The sequence below is a fragment of the Leminorella grimontii genome (assembly GCF_039789245.1).
Lineage (GTDB): Bacteria > Pseudomonadota > Gammaproteobacteria > Enterobacterales > Enterobacteriaceae > Leminorella > Leminorella grimontii.
In genome coordinates this window covers 2,712,860-2,729,722 of sequence record NZ_CP146357.1, presented here as the reverse complement: position 1 = coordinate 2,729,722, position 16,863 = coordinate 2,712,860, and the positions used below count along the sequence as shown (strand labels likewise).

At 51.8% G+C, this 16,863-nt stretch carries 20 protein-coding genes; 12 read left to right on the top strand and 8 right to left on the bottom strand.

Going from position 1 to position 16,863, the window contains the following annotated elements; genetic code table 11:
* Nucleotides 1–154: 154 nt before the first annotated feature.
* From V8L73_RS12735 to V8L73_RS12720, 4 genes are all read left to right on the top strand, one after another.
* Complete coding sequence (locus V8L73_RS12735; RefSeq protein ID WP_347253154.1) at nucleotides 155–958, top strand: hypothetical protein; 804 nt, start codon at nucleotides 155–157, stop codon at nucleotides 956–958.
* 224 nt (nucleotides 959–1,182) lie between these two features.
* On the top strand, nucleotides 1,183–2,637 hold the full coding sequence (gene thiI / locus V8L73_RS12730; RefSeq protein ID WP_347253153.1) for a tRNA uracil 4-sulfurtransferase ThiI: 1,455 nt from the start codon (nucleotides 1,183–1,185) through the stop codon (nucleotides 2,635–2,637).
* Between the two features lie 14 nt (nucleotides 2,638–2,651).
* On the top strand, nucleotides 2,652–3,101 hold the full coding sequence (locus V8L73_RS12725; RefSeq protein ID WP_347253152.1) for a hypothetical protein: 450 nt from the start codon (nucleotides 2,652–2,654) through the stop codon (nucleotides 3,099–3,101).
* Nucleotides 3,102–3,145: 44 nt separating this feature from the next.
* Nucleotides 3,146–3,910 carry a hypothetical protein gene (locus V8L73_RS12720; protein ID WP_347253151.1) on the top strand — a complete coding sequence of 255 codons (765 nt, stop codon included), beginning with the start codon at nucleotides 3,146–3,148 and terminating at the stop codon, nucleotides 3,908–3,910.
* 106 nt (nucleotides 3,911–4,016) lie between these two features.
* Here the strand turns inward: V8L73_RS12720 and V8L73_RS12715 are convergent, their stop codons facing one another.
* Nucleotides 4,017–5,636 carry an FAD-NAD(P)-binding protein gene (locus V8L73_RS12715; RefSeq protein WP_347253150.1) on the bottom strand — a complete coding sequence of 540 codons (1,620 nt, stop codon included), beginning with the start codon at nucleotides 5,634–5,636 and terminating at the stop codon, nucleotides 4,017–4,019.
* A gap of 290 nt (nucleotides 5,637–5,926) precedes the next feature.
* On the opposite strand from V8L73_RS12715, the gene V8L73_RS12710 reads away from it, so the two are divergent.
* Nucleotides 5,927–6,979: an ElyC/SanA/YdcF family protein gene (locus V8L73_RS12710; RefSeq protein WP_347253149.1), complete on the top strand. Its 1,053-nt coding sequence runs from the start codon at nucleotides 5,927–5,929 to the stop codon at nucleotides 6,977–6,979.
* A gap of 162 nt (nucleotides 6,980–7,141) precedes the next feature.
* Here the strand turns inward: V8L73_RS12710 and V8L73_RS12705 are convergent, their stop codons facing one another.
* Complete coding sequence (locus tag V8L73_RS12705; RefSeq protein WP_347253148.1) at nucleotides 7,142–7,279, bottom strand: hypothetical protein; 138 nt, start codon at nucleotides 7,277–7,279, stop codon at nucleotides 7,142–7,144.
* Nucleotides 7,280–7,349: 70 nt separating this feature from the next.
* Between V8L73_RS12705 and V8L73_RS12700 the strand changes: the two genes are divergently transcribed.
* The 4 genes from V8L73_RS12700 to V8L73_RS12685 all read left to right on the top strand — a co-directional run bounded on the left by V8L73_RS12700 (nucleotide 7,350) and on the right by V8L73_RS12685 (nucleotide 9,693).
* Complete coding sequence (locus V8L73_RS12700) at nucleotides 7,350–7,970, top strand: hypothetical protein (protein WP_347253147.1); 621 nt, start codon at nucleotides 7,350–7,352, stop codon at nucleotides 7,968–7,970.
* A gap of 193 nt (nucleotides 7,971–8,163) precedes the next feature.
* On the top strand, nucleotides 8,164–8,475 hold the full coding sequence (locus V8L73_RS12695; protein WP_347253146.1) for a hypothetical protein: 312 nt from the start codon (nucleotides 8,164–8,166) through the stop codon (nucleotides 8,473–8,475).
* A gap of 71 nt (nucleotides 8,476–8,546) precedes the next feature.
* On the top strand, nucleotides 8,547–9,416 hold the full coding sequence (locus V8L73_RS12690; protein ID WP_422655585.1) for a HEAT repeat domain-containing protein: 870 nt from the start codon (nucleotides 8,547–8,549) through the stop codon (nucleotides 9,414–9,416).
* 55 nt (nucleotides 9,417–9,471) lie between these two features.
* Nucleotides 9,472–9,693: a hypothetical protein gene (locus V8L73_RS12685; protein ID WP_347253145.1), complete on the top strand. Its 222-nt coding sequence runs from the start codon at nucleotides 9,472–9,474 to the stop codon at nucleotides 9,691–9,693.
* A gap of 134 nt (nucleotides 9,694–9,827) precedes the next feature.
* On the opposite strand, the gene V8L73_RS12680 is transcribed toward V8L73_RS12685, so the two are convergent.
* The 3 genes from V8L73_RS12680 to V8L73_RS12670 form a co-directional block, all read right to left on the bottom strand.
* The gene (locus V8L73_RS12680; RefSeq protein ID WP_347253144.1) at nucleotides 9,828–10,748 is read right to left on the bottom strand and encodes an amidohydrolase family protein; all 921 of its coding nucleotides are present in this window, start codon (nucleotides 10,746–10,748) and stop codon (nucleotides 9,828–9,830) included.
* 585 nt (nucleotides 10,749–11,333) lie between these two features.
* Nucleotides 11,334–11,540, bottom strand: a complete 207-nt coding sequence (locus V8L73_RS12675) for a helix-turn-helix transcriptional regulator (protein WP_347254820.1) — start codon at nucleotides 11,538–11,540, stop codon at nucleotides 11,334–11,336.
* Between the two features lie 8 nt (nucleotides 11,541–11,548).
* On the bottom strand, nucleotides 11,549–12,010 hold the full coding sequence (locus V8L73_RS12670; protein WP_347253143.1) for a hypothetical protein: 462 nt from the start codon (nucleotides 12,008–12,010) through the stop codon (nucleotides 11,549–11,551).
* A gap of 400 nt (nucleotides 12,011–12,410) precedes the next feature.
* Here V8L73_RS12670 and V8L73_RS12665 point away from each other — a divergent pair, with 400 nt between their 5' ends.
* The 3 genes from V8L73_RS12665 to agp all read left to right on the top strand — a co-directional run bounded on the left by V8L73_RS12665 (nucleotide 12,411) and on the right by agp (nucleotide 15,594).
* The gene (locus V8L73_RS12665) at nucleotides 12,411–12,692 is read left to right on the top strand and encodes a CopG family ribbon-helix-helix protein (RefSeq protein ID WP_261832224.1); all 282 of its coding nucleotides are present in this window, start codon (nucleotides 12,411–12,413) and stop codon (nucleotides 12,690–12,692) included.
* A gap of 42 nt (nucleotides 12,693–12,734) precedes the next feature.
* Nucleotides 12,735–14,198, top strand: coding sequence for an alpha/beta hydrolase (locus V8L73_RS12660; RefSeq protein WP_347253142.1), 1,464 nt, complete (start codon nucleotides 12,735–12,737; stop codon nucleotides 14,196–14,198).
* A 151-nt stretch (nucleotides 14,199–14,349) separates the two neighbouring features.
* Nucleotides 14,350–15,594, top strand: a complete 1,245-nt coding sequence (agp, locus tag V8L73_RS12655) for a bifunctional glucose-1-phosphatase/inositol phosphatase (protein ID WP_347253141.1) — start codon at nucleotides 14,350–14,352, stop codon at nucleotides 15,592–15,594.
* A gap of 74 nt (nucleotides 15,595–15,668) precedes the next feature.
* Here the strand turns inward: agp and yajL are convergent, their stop codons facing one another.
* The 3 genes from yajL to V8L73_RS12640 form a co-directional block, all read right to left on the bottom strand.
* Nucleotides 15,669–16,256 carry a protein deglycase YajL gene (gene yajL / locus V8L73_RS12650; protein ID WP_027275975.1) on the bottom strand — a complete coding sequence of 196 codons (588 nt, stop codon included), beginning with the start codon at nucleotides 16,254–16,256 and terminating at the stop codon, nucleotides 15,669–15,671.
* Between the two features lie 73 nt (nucleotides 16,257–16,329).
* Nucleotides 16,330–16,617: a type II toxin-antitoxin system RelE family toxin gene (locus tag V8L73_RS12645; RefSeq protein WP_261832221.1), complete on the bottom strand. Its 288-nt coding sequence runs from the start codon at nucleotides 16,615–16,617 to the stop codon at nucleotides 16,330–16,332.
* The gene (locus tag V8L73_RS12640) at nucleotides 16,617–16,856 is read right to left on the bottom strand and encodes a type II toxin-antitoxin system RelB/DinJ family antitoxin (protein WP_261832220.1); all 240 of its coding nucleotides are present in this window, start codon (nucleotides 16,854–16,856) and stop codon (nucleotides 16,617–16,619) included. The genes V8L73_RS12645 and V8L73_RS12640 overlap by 1 nt, the downstream gene beginning before the upstream one ends.
* Nucleotides 16,857–16,863: the final 7 nt, after the last annotated feature.

The following is a 16,863-nucleotide window of genomic DNA, read 5'->3' as shown; positions in this document are numbered from 1 at the left end:
GATAATCTGGAGTGCTTGGGCGTAAAAAGGATGATACTGTGTGTTCATCCTAAAGGGTTTGGTGCCGCGAAACGACGGCACTGTAATGGAAATGATAAGCTAAAATTAATGTTGTACATGAATTTTAGTTATTTTTGTGAATATGAAAAAAGCAATGCGTATTTTAATTTATGCGGTTTCTCTGATTGCTATTCTGTCCGCGGGTTCGCTATTTTTTATTGAATATAAAATAGCTGAATTAAACCGTAGTGAGATTGCTGTCATTGCTCATGCCGGTGGGGAAATTGATGGCAATATTTATACGGATAGCCTGGATGCGCTGAATCACTCATATCTGCAAGGGATACGCATTTTTGAACTTGATATCAGTAAAACTAAAGATGGTCATTTTGTCGCTGTACACGACTGGGATACGTGGGCACACCAGGTGGGCTATCGAGGCGAGCTGCCTCCTCTGTTATCTGTGTTTAAGCAGTATAAGATTTTGGGCAAATATACGTCGTTAGATTTTGGTGATATCAACCACTGGTTTCTGTCGCATCCTGACGCTGTGTTGGTTACCGATAAAATAGATAATCCGTCTGCCATCGTGAAATTATTTATTGATAGAAATCGATTAAAGATGGAATTGTTTTCAGAAGGCTCGATTAAAGAAGCCGGGAAGTCCCTTAATGGTGGAATGGCAAACTATTACACGTTGAAAAAAATATCTAAGACTACTTTCGAAAAAATTTTCTTTATATCGAGCGTTCAGTTTTTGAAAGATAATAATATCCGATATGTCGTTGCAGGGCGTCCGACTTCTCAAGCGGATAGGTTGAAATTGAAATTATTGAGAGTTTCAGGAATCAAAGTTTACATGTATTTCTTCGGTTCCAATGATGAGATAAACGCACAGGTATTAGAATATCGCGATTATCTTGACGGCGTGTATTACGATAAGGCGCCGGCTCGTTGAGTTGATGCTGCGATTCAGGCTAGTCGCGGGGGGATGGTACGGTATGACAGGCTTTTTTGAAATCCACTTTGGGCGGTAAAAGAGGCTGTAAAGATTGCAGGCGAGTAGGTGTAGAACACAATCTAGCGTATCTTAGTGCGCGTCGACCCCTGCGGGTGTATACTCCCCGCGCGTTAAAAACGACTACCCGTTGAGCCATCTAACTAATTCAATTCGCGACGACCATGAAGTTTATCATTAAGCTGTTCCCCGAAATTACGATTAAAAGCCAGTCCGTGCGCAAGCGCTTCATCAAAATGCTGACCGGCAACATTCGCAACGTGCTGAGGCAGAGTCTGGAAGAGTGCGCCGTTGTCCGCCACTGGGACTTTATCGAAGTCCGCATTAAGGACGATGCCGACGCGCCGACGGTGCGCGATGCGCTAGTTAGGATCCCCGGCATTCACCACATTCTGGAAGTGGATGAGACGCCTTATAGCGACATGCACGACATCTTCGAGCAGGCGCTGGCCAACTATCGGGAACAGCTGGAAGGCAAAACCTTCTGCGTGCGGGTCAAGCGTCGCGGCAAGCACGAGTTTTCCTCGCAGGACGTCGAGCGCTACGTCGGCGGCGGGCTGAATCAGCATATCGAATCCGCCAGAGTCAACCTGACGTCGCCGCAGGTCACGGTGCGCTTAGAGATTGAAGACGACAGGCTGATTATGATCCAGGCCCGCTATGAAGGGCTGGGCGGTTTCCCCATCGGCACGCAGGAAGACGTGCTGTCGCTGATTTCCGGCGGCTTTGACTCCGGCGTCTCCAGCTATATGCTGATGCGCCGCGGCTGCCGCGTGCACTACTGCTTCTTTAACCTAGGCGGCGCGACCCATGAGATCGGCGTTAAGCAGGTGGCGCACTACCTGTGGAGCCGCTACGGCAGCTCCCACAAGGTGCGCTTCCTGGCGGTCGACTTTGCGCCGGTGGTCGGCGAAATCCTTGAGAAGGTGGACGACGGCCAGATGGGCGTGGTGCTCAAGCGCATGATGGTGCGCGCCTCCTCGGCGCTGGCCGAGCGCTACGGCGTGCAGGCTATCGTCACCGGCGAAGCGCTGGGGCAGGTGTCCAGCCAGACGCTGACCAATCTGCGCCTGATTGACAACGCTTCTGACACGCTGGTGCTGCGTCCGCTGATTTCCCACGATAAAGAGCACATCATCAATATCGCGCGCAAGATCGGTACCGAAGACTTCGCCAAGACCATGCCGGAGTTCTGCGGCGTGATCTCAAAGAGCCCAACCGTGAAGGCGGTGAAGGCCAAGATCGAGGAAGAAGAGGCCAAGTTCGACTTCAGCATCCTTGAGAACGTGGTGGCGAATGCGGTCAACATGGACATCCGCCAGATCGCCGAGCAAACGCAGGAGCAGGTCGCCGAAGTTGAGACCGTGGCGGCGTTCGGCGAAAGCGACGTGATTATCGACATTCGTTCGGTGGACGAAGTAGAAACCCGCCCGCTGGCGCTGGAAGGCGTTGAAACCCTGCACATTCCGTTCTACAAGCTCGGCACCGCGTTCGGCGATTTGGACCGGTCCAAGACCTATCTGCTCTACTGCGATCGCGGCGTGATGAGCCGCCTGCAGGCGCTCTACCTGCAAGAACAGGGGTTTGATAACGTGAAGGTGTATCGGGCGGCGAAGTAGGGTTTGCTTGGTAGATGACGGAAGGGCTCGCTTTGGCGGGCCTTTTGTCTATAGGGAGACAGGAAATCGATATGACAGATTGTATGGAAAGAATTCTTAGCGATTACAATAAGTTTGAAGATGGATTATTGCTCTCATTTAAGTATTTCTATGATGAAAATAACAGGCTTGCAGTAAAAGCGGTGCTTCATGGGCGAAATGCCATGTCCGAAAGTGGAAGTTGGGACAAAGTCTGCATTATGATTTCAGACGTGAAAGAGCTATGCGTGAAGGTAAAGGGGAATACTTTTAATTCAATTTTTCATGGCGTTAGCATACTGAGAGAGGGGGCGCAGCTGTGCATGGATATTGATGGGAATTATCCTATGGGGCAGGCGCCCTCAACGTTTGAAGACGTTCGTCGTTACGGTGAGTGTTATGTTATAGGGGGCCGGATTGATCTTCATAAACTTCCAGAAGAATAAAGTTATCTCTTATATGCACTGCTGATGCTTTAGGTGTGTTTGAAATGATAAAGGCAAAACTAACCGTTACGTCAAAAAGAAAGCATCCAATAAAAACGGGATACAGGCCTCTTTTTCTGATTGATAACGAATATTTTTCGGGCGTTGTGCGCTTTGACGGTGATGATATCCATACAAACGAAGTCAGAAGCGTCGACATTGAGTTTGCTAGTTTTAATGGCATATTGAGGCCGGGAGATGTTATACGGTTTTTTGAGTCGTCAGAGCGTGAAGTCGGTAACCTCCTGATTACAGAGTATTTAAATAAGTCCGTTGTTTGTGTGGATTATATGATTGATATTGAAAAAGAAATAAGAAAAATAGAAAGCGCCATCTTCTTTTCAAGGATGGGGATTAACGATCTCCCTGATGATTCTATAATCTTAATCGAGAGCGTCAGAAAGGCTTTTGTCGAACCAACGGAAAGCGATTTTCATGGTTACTACTCTCTTATAGCGTGGTTGCCGACGTCTTCAACGCAGGAGGATCCTTTTTATTCTAAAAAGGCTATGCCAGAAGACCTCATGGCAATGAGGGCAAAGGTCAATAAGGCCATTCTGTTAAGCACCAGAAATATGAAAAACGATCCATTTCTCTGTGGCGCTCATAGCTTCAGTGTCGCGGCCAGAAGCGCAATTGGATTTGCATTCAGACAATATGTCTATGAGCAGTACTTCGACCTTGGCAATTTGTGGCAAAGAATCGTTGATATCTATTATCAAGGGCATTGGCCTGTCGGCTACGCAAAAGAAAAACTGGTTATTATATAAGAGGCTGTAGGTTTTCTGGCCTTGATACTATGCGACCTCTGATACGTTCGTGTAATCACTCTTTCTTCTTTAGGCCATTGTCTGGCGTTTGCAGACACTCTCCCCATCAAAACGGATCCGCATCAAAAAACAGCAACCGCCTACGAAAGCGTGACGCAGGCTGCAACGCCGCCTTTGCCATCGCCGCTCCGATATCCGCGCAGGCGGTAAGGCCTTGAATGAAGGGGCGGTCGTGCATAAGATAAGGCAGCGCCCCAAACGTAATGCGCCCGCGCACCAAGGCGGGTTCTTGCAGGGTGTAGTCGTCGCCGACGTCCGGTATGTCGTCGCCGGTGGCCTGGAGCTGCCTTCGCAGCGTCGGAAACGGCAGGTCTTTGGTCTTTAACGGCCTTTGCCCTCGCGCGTCGATAAATACGTCGAATTCATGCTTTGTATTCCCGATGGAAATCACCGTCCGGCTCTCTTTTACCGCCATCTCGTAATCCGGCCCAAGGGTGAGGATATGGATTATCCCTGCCTCGCGCAGCGCCAGCAGCCGACGGACAGACTGCGACGGAATAGCCGCATAGTTGTCGATAAAGACCCGGCAGAGGCCGGCGTCGAACCTCTTTCTGTCCCGTTCGTCAAGGTGGGGGACGATGTCCTGAACGGCTTCATGCAGCCGCAAAATTGCGTAGCGCCAAGGGATGGTGCGCTGGTCGCGCTTGTTGCGTTCGACTTCACGAAGGTTATATTCGGCCCAGAGGAACGGGGAGTGGCTTTTGCGATCGGCAAAATAGGCATCGGCAAAGCTGTCCGCATCCAACGCGCTGAGCGACACGCGTTGGCTCCACCGTGGGTCCGCCAGCGCGATTTCTCTGGCGATAAGCGCAAAAACCCGGTCAAGCAGGCCGTCTGCTCCGGCAGCGATTTCGCGCTCAACGGCGCTTTTTGTTGCGATGCGTAAAGGCTCATAGGGGATAGGGCAGAAAAAGTCTGCTTCCGGCAGAATGCCGGATCGGGACATCAGCACGATCTCAAGCCCCTTGCTCCCTTCATTCAGGTTGAACTGTAGGCGCTCATTATCCGCCTCGACGAAATGGCCGTGCTGCACCACCACGGCCATTGCCGCGTCGATGGCGCTCAGCGACGTACCCATAATCCCGACCTTACACGGCTCGATTTCGGCCTCGATCAGGCCTGACCACGGGCTTGGGAAAAAGGAACGTGTCGAAGCCTCTTCGTCAGGCCAGACGTGCCCGGTCGCAATGACGACGAGATCGAAAAGCGCGGGCGCGGGCTTGCCTTCCGCCTGAAGCCAGACGCCGTCCGCTAACGCCTCCAGATCGGTGACCCGGCAGGACTCGCGAACGTCCACTTCAACGCCGTGCTTTTTCGCCTGCTCCACCAACGCTAGAAACTGGTCGCGGAAATATTCCCCAAGGAGAATGCGCGGCAGGAACTGCCGGTTATGAAGCGCGGATTTATCGACGCCGTAACGCGCCAGCCGTGCCTCGCTTTGGCTTTGCAGCCAGTCGAGGTAGGTCGTAAAAATGGGTGGGATTTCGATGCTGGCGATGTTGGCCAGCATCATTCGACAGTTTTCTTCGTCGCTGTAAGGCATACCGACGCCCGCTTCGCTGGCCTGCTCATAGACGGACACGGAAAGCGGCGTCGCGTTTTTTAGAAGAGAGAATAGCGTATAAATCCCCGTCGGCCCCGCGCCGACAATCGCGATTTTTTTCATAGGCGTTCACCTGTCGTGCTTTCATAAGGCGCATCCGTAGGCCGGAAATACGGCTTGGCCAAAGGCGCGCGCCGTTAAATACTTCACGAAATAAGTGTGGTAGAAAACGCGGTTTGAGCCAACCCGTAGGGCGGGATTTAAAAGTCATTACGCTCACATTTATCGTTCAACCTTTTCTTCCTAACCGATCACATTTCCCGCAGCACAACGTTGATAATTCGCGACAGAAAATATAATTTGGTTAAATAATAGCCTGTTCATTAATTATCAATACGTTAGAGGTGTGTGATATGAAGCTTAGGAAAACGGCTGTTTTTACGGCGCTTTTTGTCGCCATGAGCCTTAACTGCGTCCCCGAATCCGCCATAGCGGCATCGACGCAGGGAGCGACGTTTAATTACCAAACCGCCAATACCCAGCGTGATGAAGTGCATAGCTATCTGGCTCAGGCGCATCAGGCCTATGTCGATTGGGACATGCCCGCGCTTGAGAAAAGCCTGAAGGCCGCATATCGGCTCGCGCCGTATCGGCTGGATATTCTGTTCAGCATTGCGGCGACTCAGGTCTGGGATAGTCGGCTGGACGAGGCGATGGAGACCTACGGTACTATCCTCAAGCTGTCGCCGAACGACGTCGATGCCTTGACGTATCAGGCGCTGTACGCTCGGGCTCAGGGCAAGAAGGATAATCCCGCTTTATTAACGTTGGAAAAAAACTTCCCCTCCCGCGCAGAGGGCCTGAACAAGCTTTTTGCCTCGGTAGAGAATACGCTGCGCACGCCGGTCGTTGATAAACTGCCCGCCTCGTTTAAGCCCGATACGCCGACCGTGATTGTTACGCTGGGCTATGCCCTCGAAGACAGCGGCGCGATGGCGCCAACGCTGATTGAACGCCTTAACAAGACGCTGGAGGTGGCGAAAGCGCTGCCTGAGGCCAAAATCATCGTCACCGGCGGCGTGCCGAAGAGCGGCAAGAACGAGGGTATCGAGATGAAGCGCTGGCTGATGGAAAAGGGCATCGGTAGCGCGAGGATTATCGACGAAAACTACGCGCGCGATACGGTGGAGAACATGGTCTATTCCCGCTACATCATCAACGAACTGAAGGTGAAGAACGTGGTGCTGATTAGCTCCGGTACGCATGTTCGTCGCGGTAAGGCGATTTTAGAGGTGCTGGGCTGGAAAAACGGCGGCGAGTTTAACGTGCAGATGGTCGCCGCGCCGGACAAGCCGCTGGCGGAGCTGCAGGATGAAGGCGCACGCACGCTGGGAATTTATCGCGACGCATTGCGCGCATACGGTTTGTACATGATGCGGGCTGCGCCAGAGCTGTTGGAGATTTGATGCGTGGTGTAAAAGTGGCTGAGCCTTGCGGTGAGCGATCGCAGTGCGGGCAGTAAATATCATAAATTGTCCAACTTACCGCCATGCCAAGATTTGTTCTTTTACGCCTATGGCGCATTGATGCGCCATAGGTCACCCTTATCTATCGCTATCGTTGTTCCTTTAAAAACCATACAGCTCCACAGGATTATCACGCAGTATACGCTGCCGATCGCGGTCGTTTGGCGCCCAAGTCGCCAGCAGGTCGAGGATGGCGGCATCGTCCGGCTTGTTGTCTACCGGCATGGTTGGATATGGCAATAAAGCTTATAGTATTATGAGTAAGAAAGAACTATCCTGAAAACACTTGCTTGTAATGCGAAATTATTGAATGAATAGAATTGAACGAAATATTGGTGTTCTCAATACTGTTACCAGTAAAATAAAGCATCATAGTCATCAGTTGGGCAGTGATTATGAGGAAATGCTATTGCTAATAACCAAATTAGAGCTGATTGTTAGAGCTGAGAAATCTAGCCATTATGAAGCCTTTTTTAGCGATATTTCATTGGCTAATGAATTATTATCTTTCTATAATAGGATGGATTTTAATGATAAAGTAGCAGTAAATATCATTTCTTTAATTGGGAATATGATTAAAAGATATGGCCTTCCTCCCACTGATGAACTCTTTGAATTTTTTTATAATTTACGAATGATCAAAAAAGTTAACTACTATGTCTCATTATTTATTACCCAGTTTCCTCAGTTTCATTCACTTTCAGATAAGTGGGATTACCTTCTTTCTATTCCTAATATAGCGCCTAAATTAAAATCAGAGAGAAATTTTTATATTGAAATGAAAAAAATAATAGATTCTGGCGAAGGCATTCCCTACGATTATAGAGATAAGGTTATTTGCATTTTTAATGAATTCATAAAGGGGGCAAAAAATAATTTTTATCCTGATGATTACAAAAAGATAATATATGATATAGAAATGGCTGTGTGATTCTATAAGGAATTAATTAGGCTTAACAATTGGATTCAACAATATGGTGAAGGCTTTTAATGATTCATGGTCAATGAAAAAATATCGGAAAGTACAAAGGCATGGATTATTACTACTTGCTAAACGCGATGCGCCACCGCTGTTTGAGATAACAATAAAAATATTATTCGAATAAATAGCTAAGGACGAGGCTATGCAAGGACGATGGGAATTTTCCTCCAATAAAACAAAGGCCTTTCTTTTGCTCTCAGCCGTAGCGTTAGCAATCGTCGCCGTGACGGTTCTGATTTATACGCAGATCGTTGCGGCAGGTTTTGGGCAGTACTTTTTTTACGTGGGGCTCTATTTCATTATCAGCATGATTATGGGGAGTTCCGCCGTTGCTTGTGTGTCATATCGGAGGAGTCATGGTCGTCTGCGTCAGAGCTTAATTCATGGGATTGTCGCCGGGTTTGCTATGTCCTTTGCAATCGGCGTTATTCTTGTGAATAGGTACGGTTCTTAGGTGACAAATAGATGGTCGTATTATTTGTGTGGGATTGCAGGGCAATTTCACAGTGAAAATATAAATTGCTGATGGAGAGTGCCATCGTGCCAACCCGATACCAAAGGCGTAAGGCAAATGAAGAAGTTGTTTTACACGGCCAATATAAGAAATTGGACATTGATGCATTAATTCCCCTGTTAGACGACGAGAGTTCTCTAAAAAGAATTGCCGCCGCCCGTCAATTGCAACTGCGGGGGAACGGCGAAGCCGTGACGTTGGCTGAAAAGTTTTGTCGCGACGATAGCTATATTCGCAGAGAAACCGGGGCATTTATTCTGGGGCAAATAGAACTTCATTATGAAAGAGAGGAGGGTATCTTGACCCTTCTGAACGGTCTGGCTCTGTATGATAAGAGCGCGCGGGTTCGGGCTGCTGCGATTGAATCCACCGCGCAGCGTTGCAAGAGAAATCCAGCCTATGCGCCACGGCTGATAGTGCAATCCGCCACCTCTGCGTTGGATAAATCGATGAATGCTCGACGAGCAACCGCGTTTGCGTTATCCGCTATCAGCGATAGCCAAACGGTCCCATTGCTCATTAAGCTGGCAAAAGACGGTAGCGGAGACGTCAGAAACTGGGCCGCTTTTGCCATCAACCTCAATCAGTATGATACCGAAGAGATAAGAAACTGCCTGGTAGAAATGCTTCAGGATGTACATCAAGAAGCCCGCGGCGAAGCGATAATCGGGCTTTCCAACCGGCAGGATAAAAGGGTTTTGCCTGCGCTGCGCCACGAGCTGGAACGGGATGAAGTCTATGATGATTTTATTGAAGCCGCTGGCGCATTGGGAGACAGGACGCTGCTTCCCATATTGAATGCCATGTTGGATAGGTTTGATGAGTGCGATGTGATATCTGCTGCAATAAATAAATTGGGAAGCGATAGCCTGAAGAAGTAAGGATTAGTTTTAACAAACTGATTTACAGAAAGTTTTCACGAATAAAGAGAACAATATGATCACTGATAAAGAAGTAGCTAAAAAGATTAGTGAAATGGTACTGAAAATGGGCGGAGAGCTGAATGATTCTTTATTTTTGGTTCAAGCCCGTTGTAATGAAGATGAATTCCTTGTTTATAAAAAGCAAGTAGTAAATCTTATGGCGGACATGCTGTTGAATATATTAAACCCGCTATATAAGAAACATCCGGATATAAAGCCTAAAGAATTAAATTAGATTGTTAAAATGAAGTGTTAATCCCGCCGTTATTACCATTTCCGCACCGCGTTCAGCCACAGCGCGGAAGGTTATTATTAGGAAATATCAGAATTACGATATTCGGAAAGTCTGATATCTCCTATCGTGATTGATTAAAACCCATAAAGCTCCACAGGATTATCACGCAGTATCCGCTGCCGATCGCGGTCGTTTGGCGCCCAAGTCGCCAGCAGGTCGAGGATGGCGGCGTCGTCCGGCTTGTTGTCTACCGGCATGGTTGGATGCGGCCAGTCGCTTCCCCACAGCAGGCGTTCGGGGCTGATCTTGACCAGTTCGCGGGCCACCGGCGCGATATCGGCGTAATCCGGCGCGCCGGAATGAGAGCCAATATAAGGCCCGGAGAGCTTAACCCAGGTCTTTCCGCCGTCGAGCAAGCGCCGAATGGCGGCGAACGTCGTCGAGTTTACGCCATCCGGCTGGGGCACGTGCCCCATATGGTCTATAACCAGCGACGTCGGCAGGTTTTTCAGGCGGGACTCCAGCTCTACCAGCTTGTCGCCTGATGACACAACCTGTACGTGCCAGTTCAGCGCCTGCACGCGAGCGGCAAGCGCGTCGAGATCGTCTAAGGACGCGCCGCCGTAGCGCAGGTTAAAGCGAATGCCGCGCACGCCGGCCTGATGTAGCCGCTGTAGCTCATCGTCGGTGACCGACATATCCAATACCGCAATACCTCGGGCATTGCCGTTGCTGGCCGCCAGCCCGTTAAGCAGAATGCGGTTGTCGGTGCCATAGGTTGACGGAGTGACAATCACCATACGCTGAAGGCCCAGCCTTTGCTGTAGCTGGCGATAGTCCTCCAAAGATGCGTCTGCGGGGCGCAATTTTGCCCCCGGAGCGACAGGGTAGCGGCTGTCGTACAGGTGCATATGGCAGTCAACGCTGCCAGCGGGCGGGATTAACGTCGGGCGTTCGTCTCCCCGACTGAATGGAACCCGTGCTCCTGCAGGAAATGAACAGGCTACGGCAAGCGCGGAACTTATTTGTAAAAAGCGTCGACGCGTTATTGGCATTATTATGTTCTCCTTAATTTTGCGAACGTTTCTATTTTTACGATAGCGTGTGGGTTGCGCTTTATTTTTATGGCAGGAAAGGATAGCCAGCGATTATTCATTGCCGGATCAGACTTTCTTTATTTCCATTTATATAGTTAGGCGAATGCGAAAATAAAGAGCGATATCTGCATCATATGATTGTAAAATAAATGATGTCAATAGCGTTAATTTCTATGGTAAATGCAATGCGGGGATATTTTGTGATGAAGATAATATTTCGAATTTATAAATGAAATGCATGAATTTCATTTAGCAATGAAATATGAAGTAGTGAGGAGTAAAGTTTGATTGTAATCACATTTATAATTACGTGGATATTTATTTAGTGTTTTTATATCAATTAGTTATTTTTTCACCACCGTTGATGGTGAAAAAACATTTATGATTGGAAAAATTTAAATTATTTTTTATGTCTATTGGCAAGTTCATGCTGCCCCTGTTGTAGAGGCTGTTAATGATGCCGATTAGCGAGCTTGCCATTAAGCTACGTCAATATCCGCACCACCGTAGATGATGCGGATTAGCGTTATCAGAAATTATCTATCAACCATATCGTGAAGGCCAAATCTCCTCTGGCGCCATGCCCAGCGCCTGCGCAATCAGTTTTTCCCCTTTGGGCCAGCGGCGCACCAGCGCGTTGGCGAGCGTTGATGGGGCCAGCCCCGCCTCACGGGAGACGGCGGCGAGCGAGGTGCTGCGCTTTTTCAGCGATGCGATAACGTCGGCGGAGTGCCAGTCCTGTCGCTTCACCAGTTTGTTCATAGTGGCTCCTCACTTATCGGCGTCACGCCGTCGGCAGTGCGCACCCAGCGCGGGGCGTTGAGCCCATCGACGAGCTGGCAGACCAGCCCGAACAGCAGTTCGGAGAGGGTTTGTTCCATATCCGGCGGTAGAGTTCGGCTGCTTAACAGCTGTGCCAGCGCGAGGCCGTAGGCGCACAGCCGCTCTGAATCAGGCTCAAAGCCAGGGGAGGAAACCGGGAGCGCGTCGGCGGTGAGGCGCTCAATCAGGTGCGTGGGGATCGGGTCGTCCAGCGTTGCTCTGAGCCACGTAAGGCTGGCAGCCAGCCGCCCGCACAGCGCAATGCGCAGCGCCGGATCGTCGCTCTCAGTCAGGGCTTCGGCAAAGCGTTCGCAGCAGTCGGCCAGCGCGATGAAGTCCGCTGCGGCGCTAAGGGGGATGGAAAGTAGCGGGTGAGTTTGGTTGGGGATTGTAGCCATATGGCAGCCTCCACTAAGCGATATTGAAATACCACCAACGAAGAGGTCAATCTTACGGAGGTGGACTGAACGAGGTTGACCTTACCGGCCTTAGTGGAAACCGGCGCATCTTGCGATGCCCTCGTCCAGCCCGCCATAGTATGCAACAGCTGGACGAATGACACAAAGAAAAGCGCAGGCGCGCCGCTGTGTCACCACTAAGATTCTTCAGGAGGTCAATCCCGCCGCCTGTTTTTGCAGGCGTACCGCAACGATATAGCGAGTGACGGCGCACAACAAGGAAGTGAATTTAATCTCTGGAGACGGCTCGCAAAATAACGAATGGCGGCTATAACTTGAGATTAAATAGAGCGAATATAGTGGCCAATGAGGAATAAGCAACGCGAACAGGAAAAGCATTATGCCTAAAGACGCCGTGTTTACTATAAAGCTGGAGCCTTCGTTGCGGGAAAGCTTTATGGCCGCAGCGAAAGCTAGCCGCCGACCAGCCTCCCAGATAATGCGGGACTTGATGCGCGACTATATACAGAAGCAGTCCGAGTCACAGGATTATGATAATTATCTGGCGCAAAAAGTAGAGAAAGGCCGACAGTCCATACGGGCCGGAGAAGGAGTAAGTAATGAATACGTCGAACGTATGTTCGCTGCGCGTCGGGAAAATCTGGCTGGCAAAAAACCATAATGTTGCCACTATTTTTAGTATATCCACCCTTTAAGAGACCCTATGCCATACAGAGCGCTTTTACTCTTACTTCTTCTAACCGGCAGCCTGCCCGCATGGGCTAAATCCGCCGTGCCGCACGTCGCTATCGACTGGCGGCCGTGCTCGGCCCCCGCGTTTCGCGGCTGGTTTAAAGAGGGTGCCGTGCCGGAGCTGCAGTGCGGATACGTTAACGCGCCGCTGGTGCGCCCCGCGAGCGCGAGGAAAGCGCGCGGCGCCGCGTCGGGGAAAAAGGTGAGGATTGCCGTCACTCGTCTGCCTGCCACCGGCGTCTCGCTCGGCAGCGTGGTGTTTGTTCCCGGCGGGCCGGGGATGTCCGGCATTGAGCTGCCCGTGGCGGATACGCAGACGGTCAACAGGCTGCGAAAGCGCTATGACCTCATTGGCTACGACCCCCGCGGCGTGGGCCAAACGCGGCCTAAAATTACCTGCGAGCTTAGCGGCGAGGCGCTTTTCACTGAGTCCGAGCAGGCGCTCAGGGCGCGCGTTCAAAACTGCGCTACCCAGATGGGGGCGGATGTGCTGAAAAACATCGGCACGGACAACGCCGTCGACGACCTGGAGGCGCTTCGCGCCGCGCTGGGGGATGAGCGCTTAACCGCCGTGGCCTACTCTTACGGCACTAAGGTAGCGGCGCTGTACGCCGAGCGCTACCCGCAGAACGTTCGCGCGCTGGTGCTCGACGGCGTCGTTTCGCTGGCCGAGGACGATGTAACCCAGCGCATCAATCAGTCTAAAACCTATCGGACCGCCTTTATCCGCTTTGCCAAGGACTGCGCGGCGCGCCAGACGTGCCCGTTTTCCGGTTCCCCACAAGTAGCGGTGGCGCAGTACCAGTCGCTGCTGCGTTCGCTTGCCTATCGACCGCTGTTTTCATCTACCGGTCGGTTCGTTGAGCCGGAGGACGTGATCAACGTGACCAACACGCTGTTGCTGTGGAAAGAGGGGTGGGACGGGCTGGCCTACTTTCTTTCCGCCGTTGCTTACCGGCGCGACGTGGACACGGTTATCGCCGCGATTGATAACGCCCTGCCGGACGACGAAGCGTCGGCGCTGACGGCCATCTCCTGTGCGGACGTCGCCCAGCCGGGCCTCCCGTTAACCGTCTCCTATTGGCACGATCTACAGGTCGCGCAGGCGTCGGGGTTTGCCGACTATCAGCCGATAAGCGGCGAGGCGTCCCCCGACGTGTGTAGCCTGTGGCCCTATCCGGGAAAAGACGTGGCGCACGTTCCCAATCCATCCCCGCGGTTGCCCAAGCTGCTGTTTGTCGCCCAGACGTATGACGCCACTACGCCTTACCAAAACGCCAGAGACATGGCGTCCTGGTTTAATAGCCCGCTGATAACGCGCCGTCAGGACGGGCACACGCTGGCGCTGACGGGCTTAAGCGAATGCGTGGACGCATCCGTGGTGGGCTATTTGCTGGATCCCTCGCGGGCGATGAGCGATAAAACCTGCGATTAGGAACGGGAAGGCTCGCGCCGTAGCGTCGCATCGTAAGACAAAATGATTAATGCGCGGCCGACGATTTTGCGATCCCTTCGACAGGCGCAGGGCGGTGTTTTTGCCACAATGTGCCGACACCGCTGTTTACTCATTTTTCGAGGATAAACGTATGAATAAAAAAGTCGTTGCTTCACTGCTGGCCGTTGCCTGTTTTGTACCCGGCCTGGCGAGTGCGGCAGCCGCACCGGAAGGCTATCAGCTGGAGCAGGTTCTGATGATGAGTCGCCACAACCTGCGCGCGCCGCTGGCCAATAGCGGCAGCGTGCTGGAGCAGTCTACGGCTCAACAATGGCCGCAATGGGACGTGCCGGGAGGGCAGTTGACCACCAAAGGCGGCGTGCTTGAAGTGTATATGGGGCACTATATGCGCGAATGGCTGGCGGAGCAGGGGCTGGTGAAAAGCGGCGAGTGCCCGGCGCCGCAAAGCGTGTATGCCTATGCCAACAGCCTGCAACGCACCGTCGCCACTGCGCAGTTCTTTATTACCGGCGCATTCCCCGGCTGCGACGTGCCGGTGCATCACCAGGAACGCATGGGCACGATGGATCCGACCTTTAATCCGGTGATCGTCAACGATTCGGCGGAATTTACCGAGAAGGCCGTTAAGGCGATGGAGCAGCAGCGCGAAAAGTACCGCCTGGCGGACAGCTATAAGATGCTGGAGCAGGTCGTCACGTATCGAAACTCGCCCACCTGCAAAGAAAAACAACTGTGTGACTTAACCGCGCAGAAAGACAAATTCAGCGCGGACTCCGGCAAAGAGCCGGGCGTGAGCGGGCCGCTGAAGGTGGGCAACGCGCTGGTGGACGCCTTTACCCTACAGTATTACGAGGGGTTCCCGCTTGATAAGGTCGCCTGGGGAAAAATCAAGACCGACGCGCAGTGGCGCACGCTGTCCCAACTGAAGAACGGCTATCAGGATACCCTGTTTACCTCGCCGGACGTGGCGCGCAACGTGGCGTCGCCGCTGATAAAGTACATTCAGAAAGCCCTGGTGGGAGAGGGGGCGGCAAAGGGTCCGAAGGTCACGCTGATGGTGGGGCATGATTCCAACATCGCTTCTCTTTTAAGCGCGCTGCAATTCAAGCCGTATCAGCTACCGGGGCAGTACGAGCGCACGCCGATCGGCGGGAAAATCGTGTTCCAGCGCTGGCATGACAAGGCAAATAACCGCGACTTGATGAAAATAGAGTATGTCTATCAGAGCGCCGAGCAGCTGCGTAAAGGCGAATCGCTGACCTTACAGAATCCGCCGAAGCGCGTAACGCTGGCGCTGGAAGGCTGCCCAACGGACGCCAACGGATTCTGCCCGTGGGACAAGTTTGCCGACGTGCTGAATCAGGCGGTGAAATAGAAAGAAATCAGGCCGCGTCCCCCTACTGTGGTGCGCGGCCTGACGTAGGGAGAAGCGCCGTTCGCCGTTAGCGGCTAAAAATAGGCGTAAATGCCCTGCGCTACGATAAGCTGCTCCGCCACTTCGGCGGCCTTCTCGCGGCTGACCAGCAGCTCAACCAGCTTAAGGCCGAAGTCGATGGAGGTGCCGGGCCCTTGGCTAGTGACCAGATTTACCCTGTCGTCAAAGTTAACCCGGCGGTCGATCCACTGCCCTTCAGGAATGTGGGACTTGAAGCTCGGGTAGACCGCCATGTTGCCGACCGGAAACAGGTCGTGGTAGGCCAGCACTAATGCCGGCGCGGCGCAGATAGCGGCGACGATGTTGCCGCTTAGGTGGGTTTGACGAACCTTTTCTACCAGCAGCGGGCTGTCGCGAAAGCACTCCGCGCCCTTAACGCCGCCGGGCAGAATGACGGCGTCAAACGCCTCGTCGGCCACCTCGACCAGCGGGCGGTCCGCCAGCAGCCTGACGCCGCGCGAGCAGACGATCTCCAGACTGCCGTCGCCTTCCACGCTTGCGGTAGTGACTTCAACGCCGCCCCTAACCAGTATGTCGATCGTTGTGACGGCTTCCATTTCTTCGCTGCCGTGGGCCAGGCAGACGAGTGCGCGCGGTGTCATGTATTGCTCCTTAATTGAAAAGCGTAATTGAGAAATAGACGTTAACATAAAACGGAAATCGCTCAGCTCGGTTCTAAGGAACGCGTTTTATCGCTTTGGTGTAAACATCTGAACGCTGTCGTTTGCCTACGGCAACAACGAAAACCACCACAATGTCATCCTGAACTTGGTAAACCAGTCGATAACCAGAAGAACGCAGTTTAATCTTATAACAGTCGGGCATATTGCGAAGCCTGTTGGCTTCAATTCGAGGTGACTCAAGCAGTTCCGCCAGCTTCTTTTTTAACTGTTCACGAATGGTTGAATCAAGTTTGCGCCATTCCTTAAGCGCACGTTCATCGAAATCCAGAAAGTAAGCCATTAAAGATCGTCCAGCGTGACGCGAACCGGTTTGGGATTGCGCAGACGTTCTTTAACAATGTTGACAAGCTCGGCATCCTCGTTGCTGAGCAGCGTTTGTTTAAAGGGGAGGCACCCATTGTCGGCGATGTATTCTAATGTCAGTCGTAAGGCTTCAGATGGTGTCATACCTATTTTCTCCAGGGCTGCATATGAGCGAGCCTTCAGGTCATCATCAATACGAAGGTTTATATTACCCATGATTACT

What these genes read in the sequence shown, in the direction of transcription:
- V8L73_RS12715 (WP_347253150.1), bottom strand. Translation starts at nt 5,636, where the DNA reads ATGAAAAAAATCGCGATTGTCGGCGCGGGGCCGACGGGGATTTATACG.
- V8L73_RS12700 (WP_347253147.1), top strand. Translation starts at nt 7,350, where the DNA reads ATGAATAGAATTGAACGAAATATTGGTGTTCTCAATACTGTTACCAGT.
- V8L73_RS12685 (WP_347253145.1), top strand. Translation starts at nt 9,472, where the DNA reads ATGATCACTGATAAAGAAGTAGCTAAAAAGATTAGTGAAATGGTACTG.
- V8L73_RS12690 (WP_422655585.1), top strand. Translation starts at nt 8,547, where the DNA reads ATGGAGAGTGCCATCGTGCCAACCCGATACCAAAGGCGTAAGGCAAAT.
- V8L73_RS12665 (WP_261832224.1), top strand. Translation starts at nt 12,411, where the DNA reads ATGCCTAAAGACGCCGTGTTTACTATAAAGCTGGAGCCTTCGTTGCGG.
- V8L73_RS12680 (WP_347253144.1), bottom strand. Translation starts at nt 10,748, where the DNA reads ATGCCAATAACGCGTCGACGCTTTTTACAAATAAGTTCCGCGCTTGCC.
- thiI (WP_347253153.1), top strand. Translation starts at nt 1,183, where the DNA reads ATGAAGTTTATCATTAAGCTGTTCCCCGAAATTACGATTAAAAGCCAG.
- V8L73_RS12645 (WP_261832221.1), bottom strand. Translation starts at nt 16,617, where the DNA reads ATGGCTTACTTTCTGGATTTCGATGAACGTGCGCTTAAGGAATGGCGC.
- V8L73_RS12695 (WP_347253146.1), top strand. Translation starts at nt 8,164, where the DNA reads ATGCAAGGACGATGGGAATTTTCCTCCAATAAAACAAAGGCCTTTCTT.
- V8L73_RS12710 (WP_347253149.1), top strand. Translation starts at nt 5,927, where the DNA reads ATGAAGCTTAGGAAAACGGCTGTTTTTACGGCGCTTTTTGTCGCCATG.
- agp (WP_347253141.1), top strand. Translation starts at nt 14,350, where the DNA reads ATGAATAAAAAAGTCGTTGCTTCACTGCTGGCCGTTGCCTGTTTTGTA.
- V8L73_RS12670 (WP_347253143.1), bottom strand. Translation starts at nt 12,010, where the DNA reads ATGGCTACAATCCCCAACCAAACTCACCCGCTACTTTCCATCCCCCTT.
- yajL (WP_027275975.1), bottom strand. Translation starts at nt 16,256, where the DNA reads ATGACACCGCGCGCACTCGTCTGCCTGGCCCACGGCAGCGAAGAAATG.
- V8L73_RS12720 (WP_347253151.1), top strand. Translation starts at nt 3,146, where the DNA reads ATGATAAAGGCAAAACTAACCGTTACGTCAAAAAGAAAGCATCCAATA.
- V8L73_RS12660 (WP_347253142.1), top strand. Translation starts at nt 12,735, where the DNA reads ATGCCATACAGAGCGCTTTTACTCTTACTTCTTCTAACCGGCAGCCTG.
- V8L73_RS12735 (WP_347253154.1), top strand. Translation starts at nt 155, where the DNA reads ATGCGTATTTTAATTTATGCGGTTTCTCTGATTGCTATTCTGTCCGCG.
- V8L73_RS12725 (WP_347253152.1), top strand. Translation starts at nt 2,652, where the DNA reads ATGACGGAAGGGCTCGCTTTGGCGGGCCTTTTGTCTATAGGGAGACAG.
- V8L73_RS12640 (WP_261832220.1), bottom strand. Translation starts at nt 16,856, where the DNA reads ATGGGTAATATAAACCTTCGTATTGATGATGACCTGAAGGCTCGCTCA.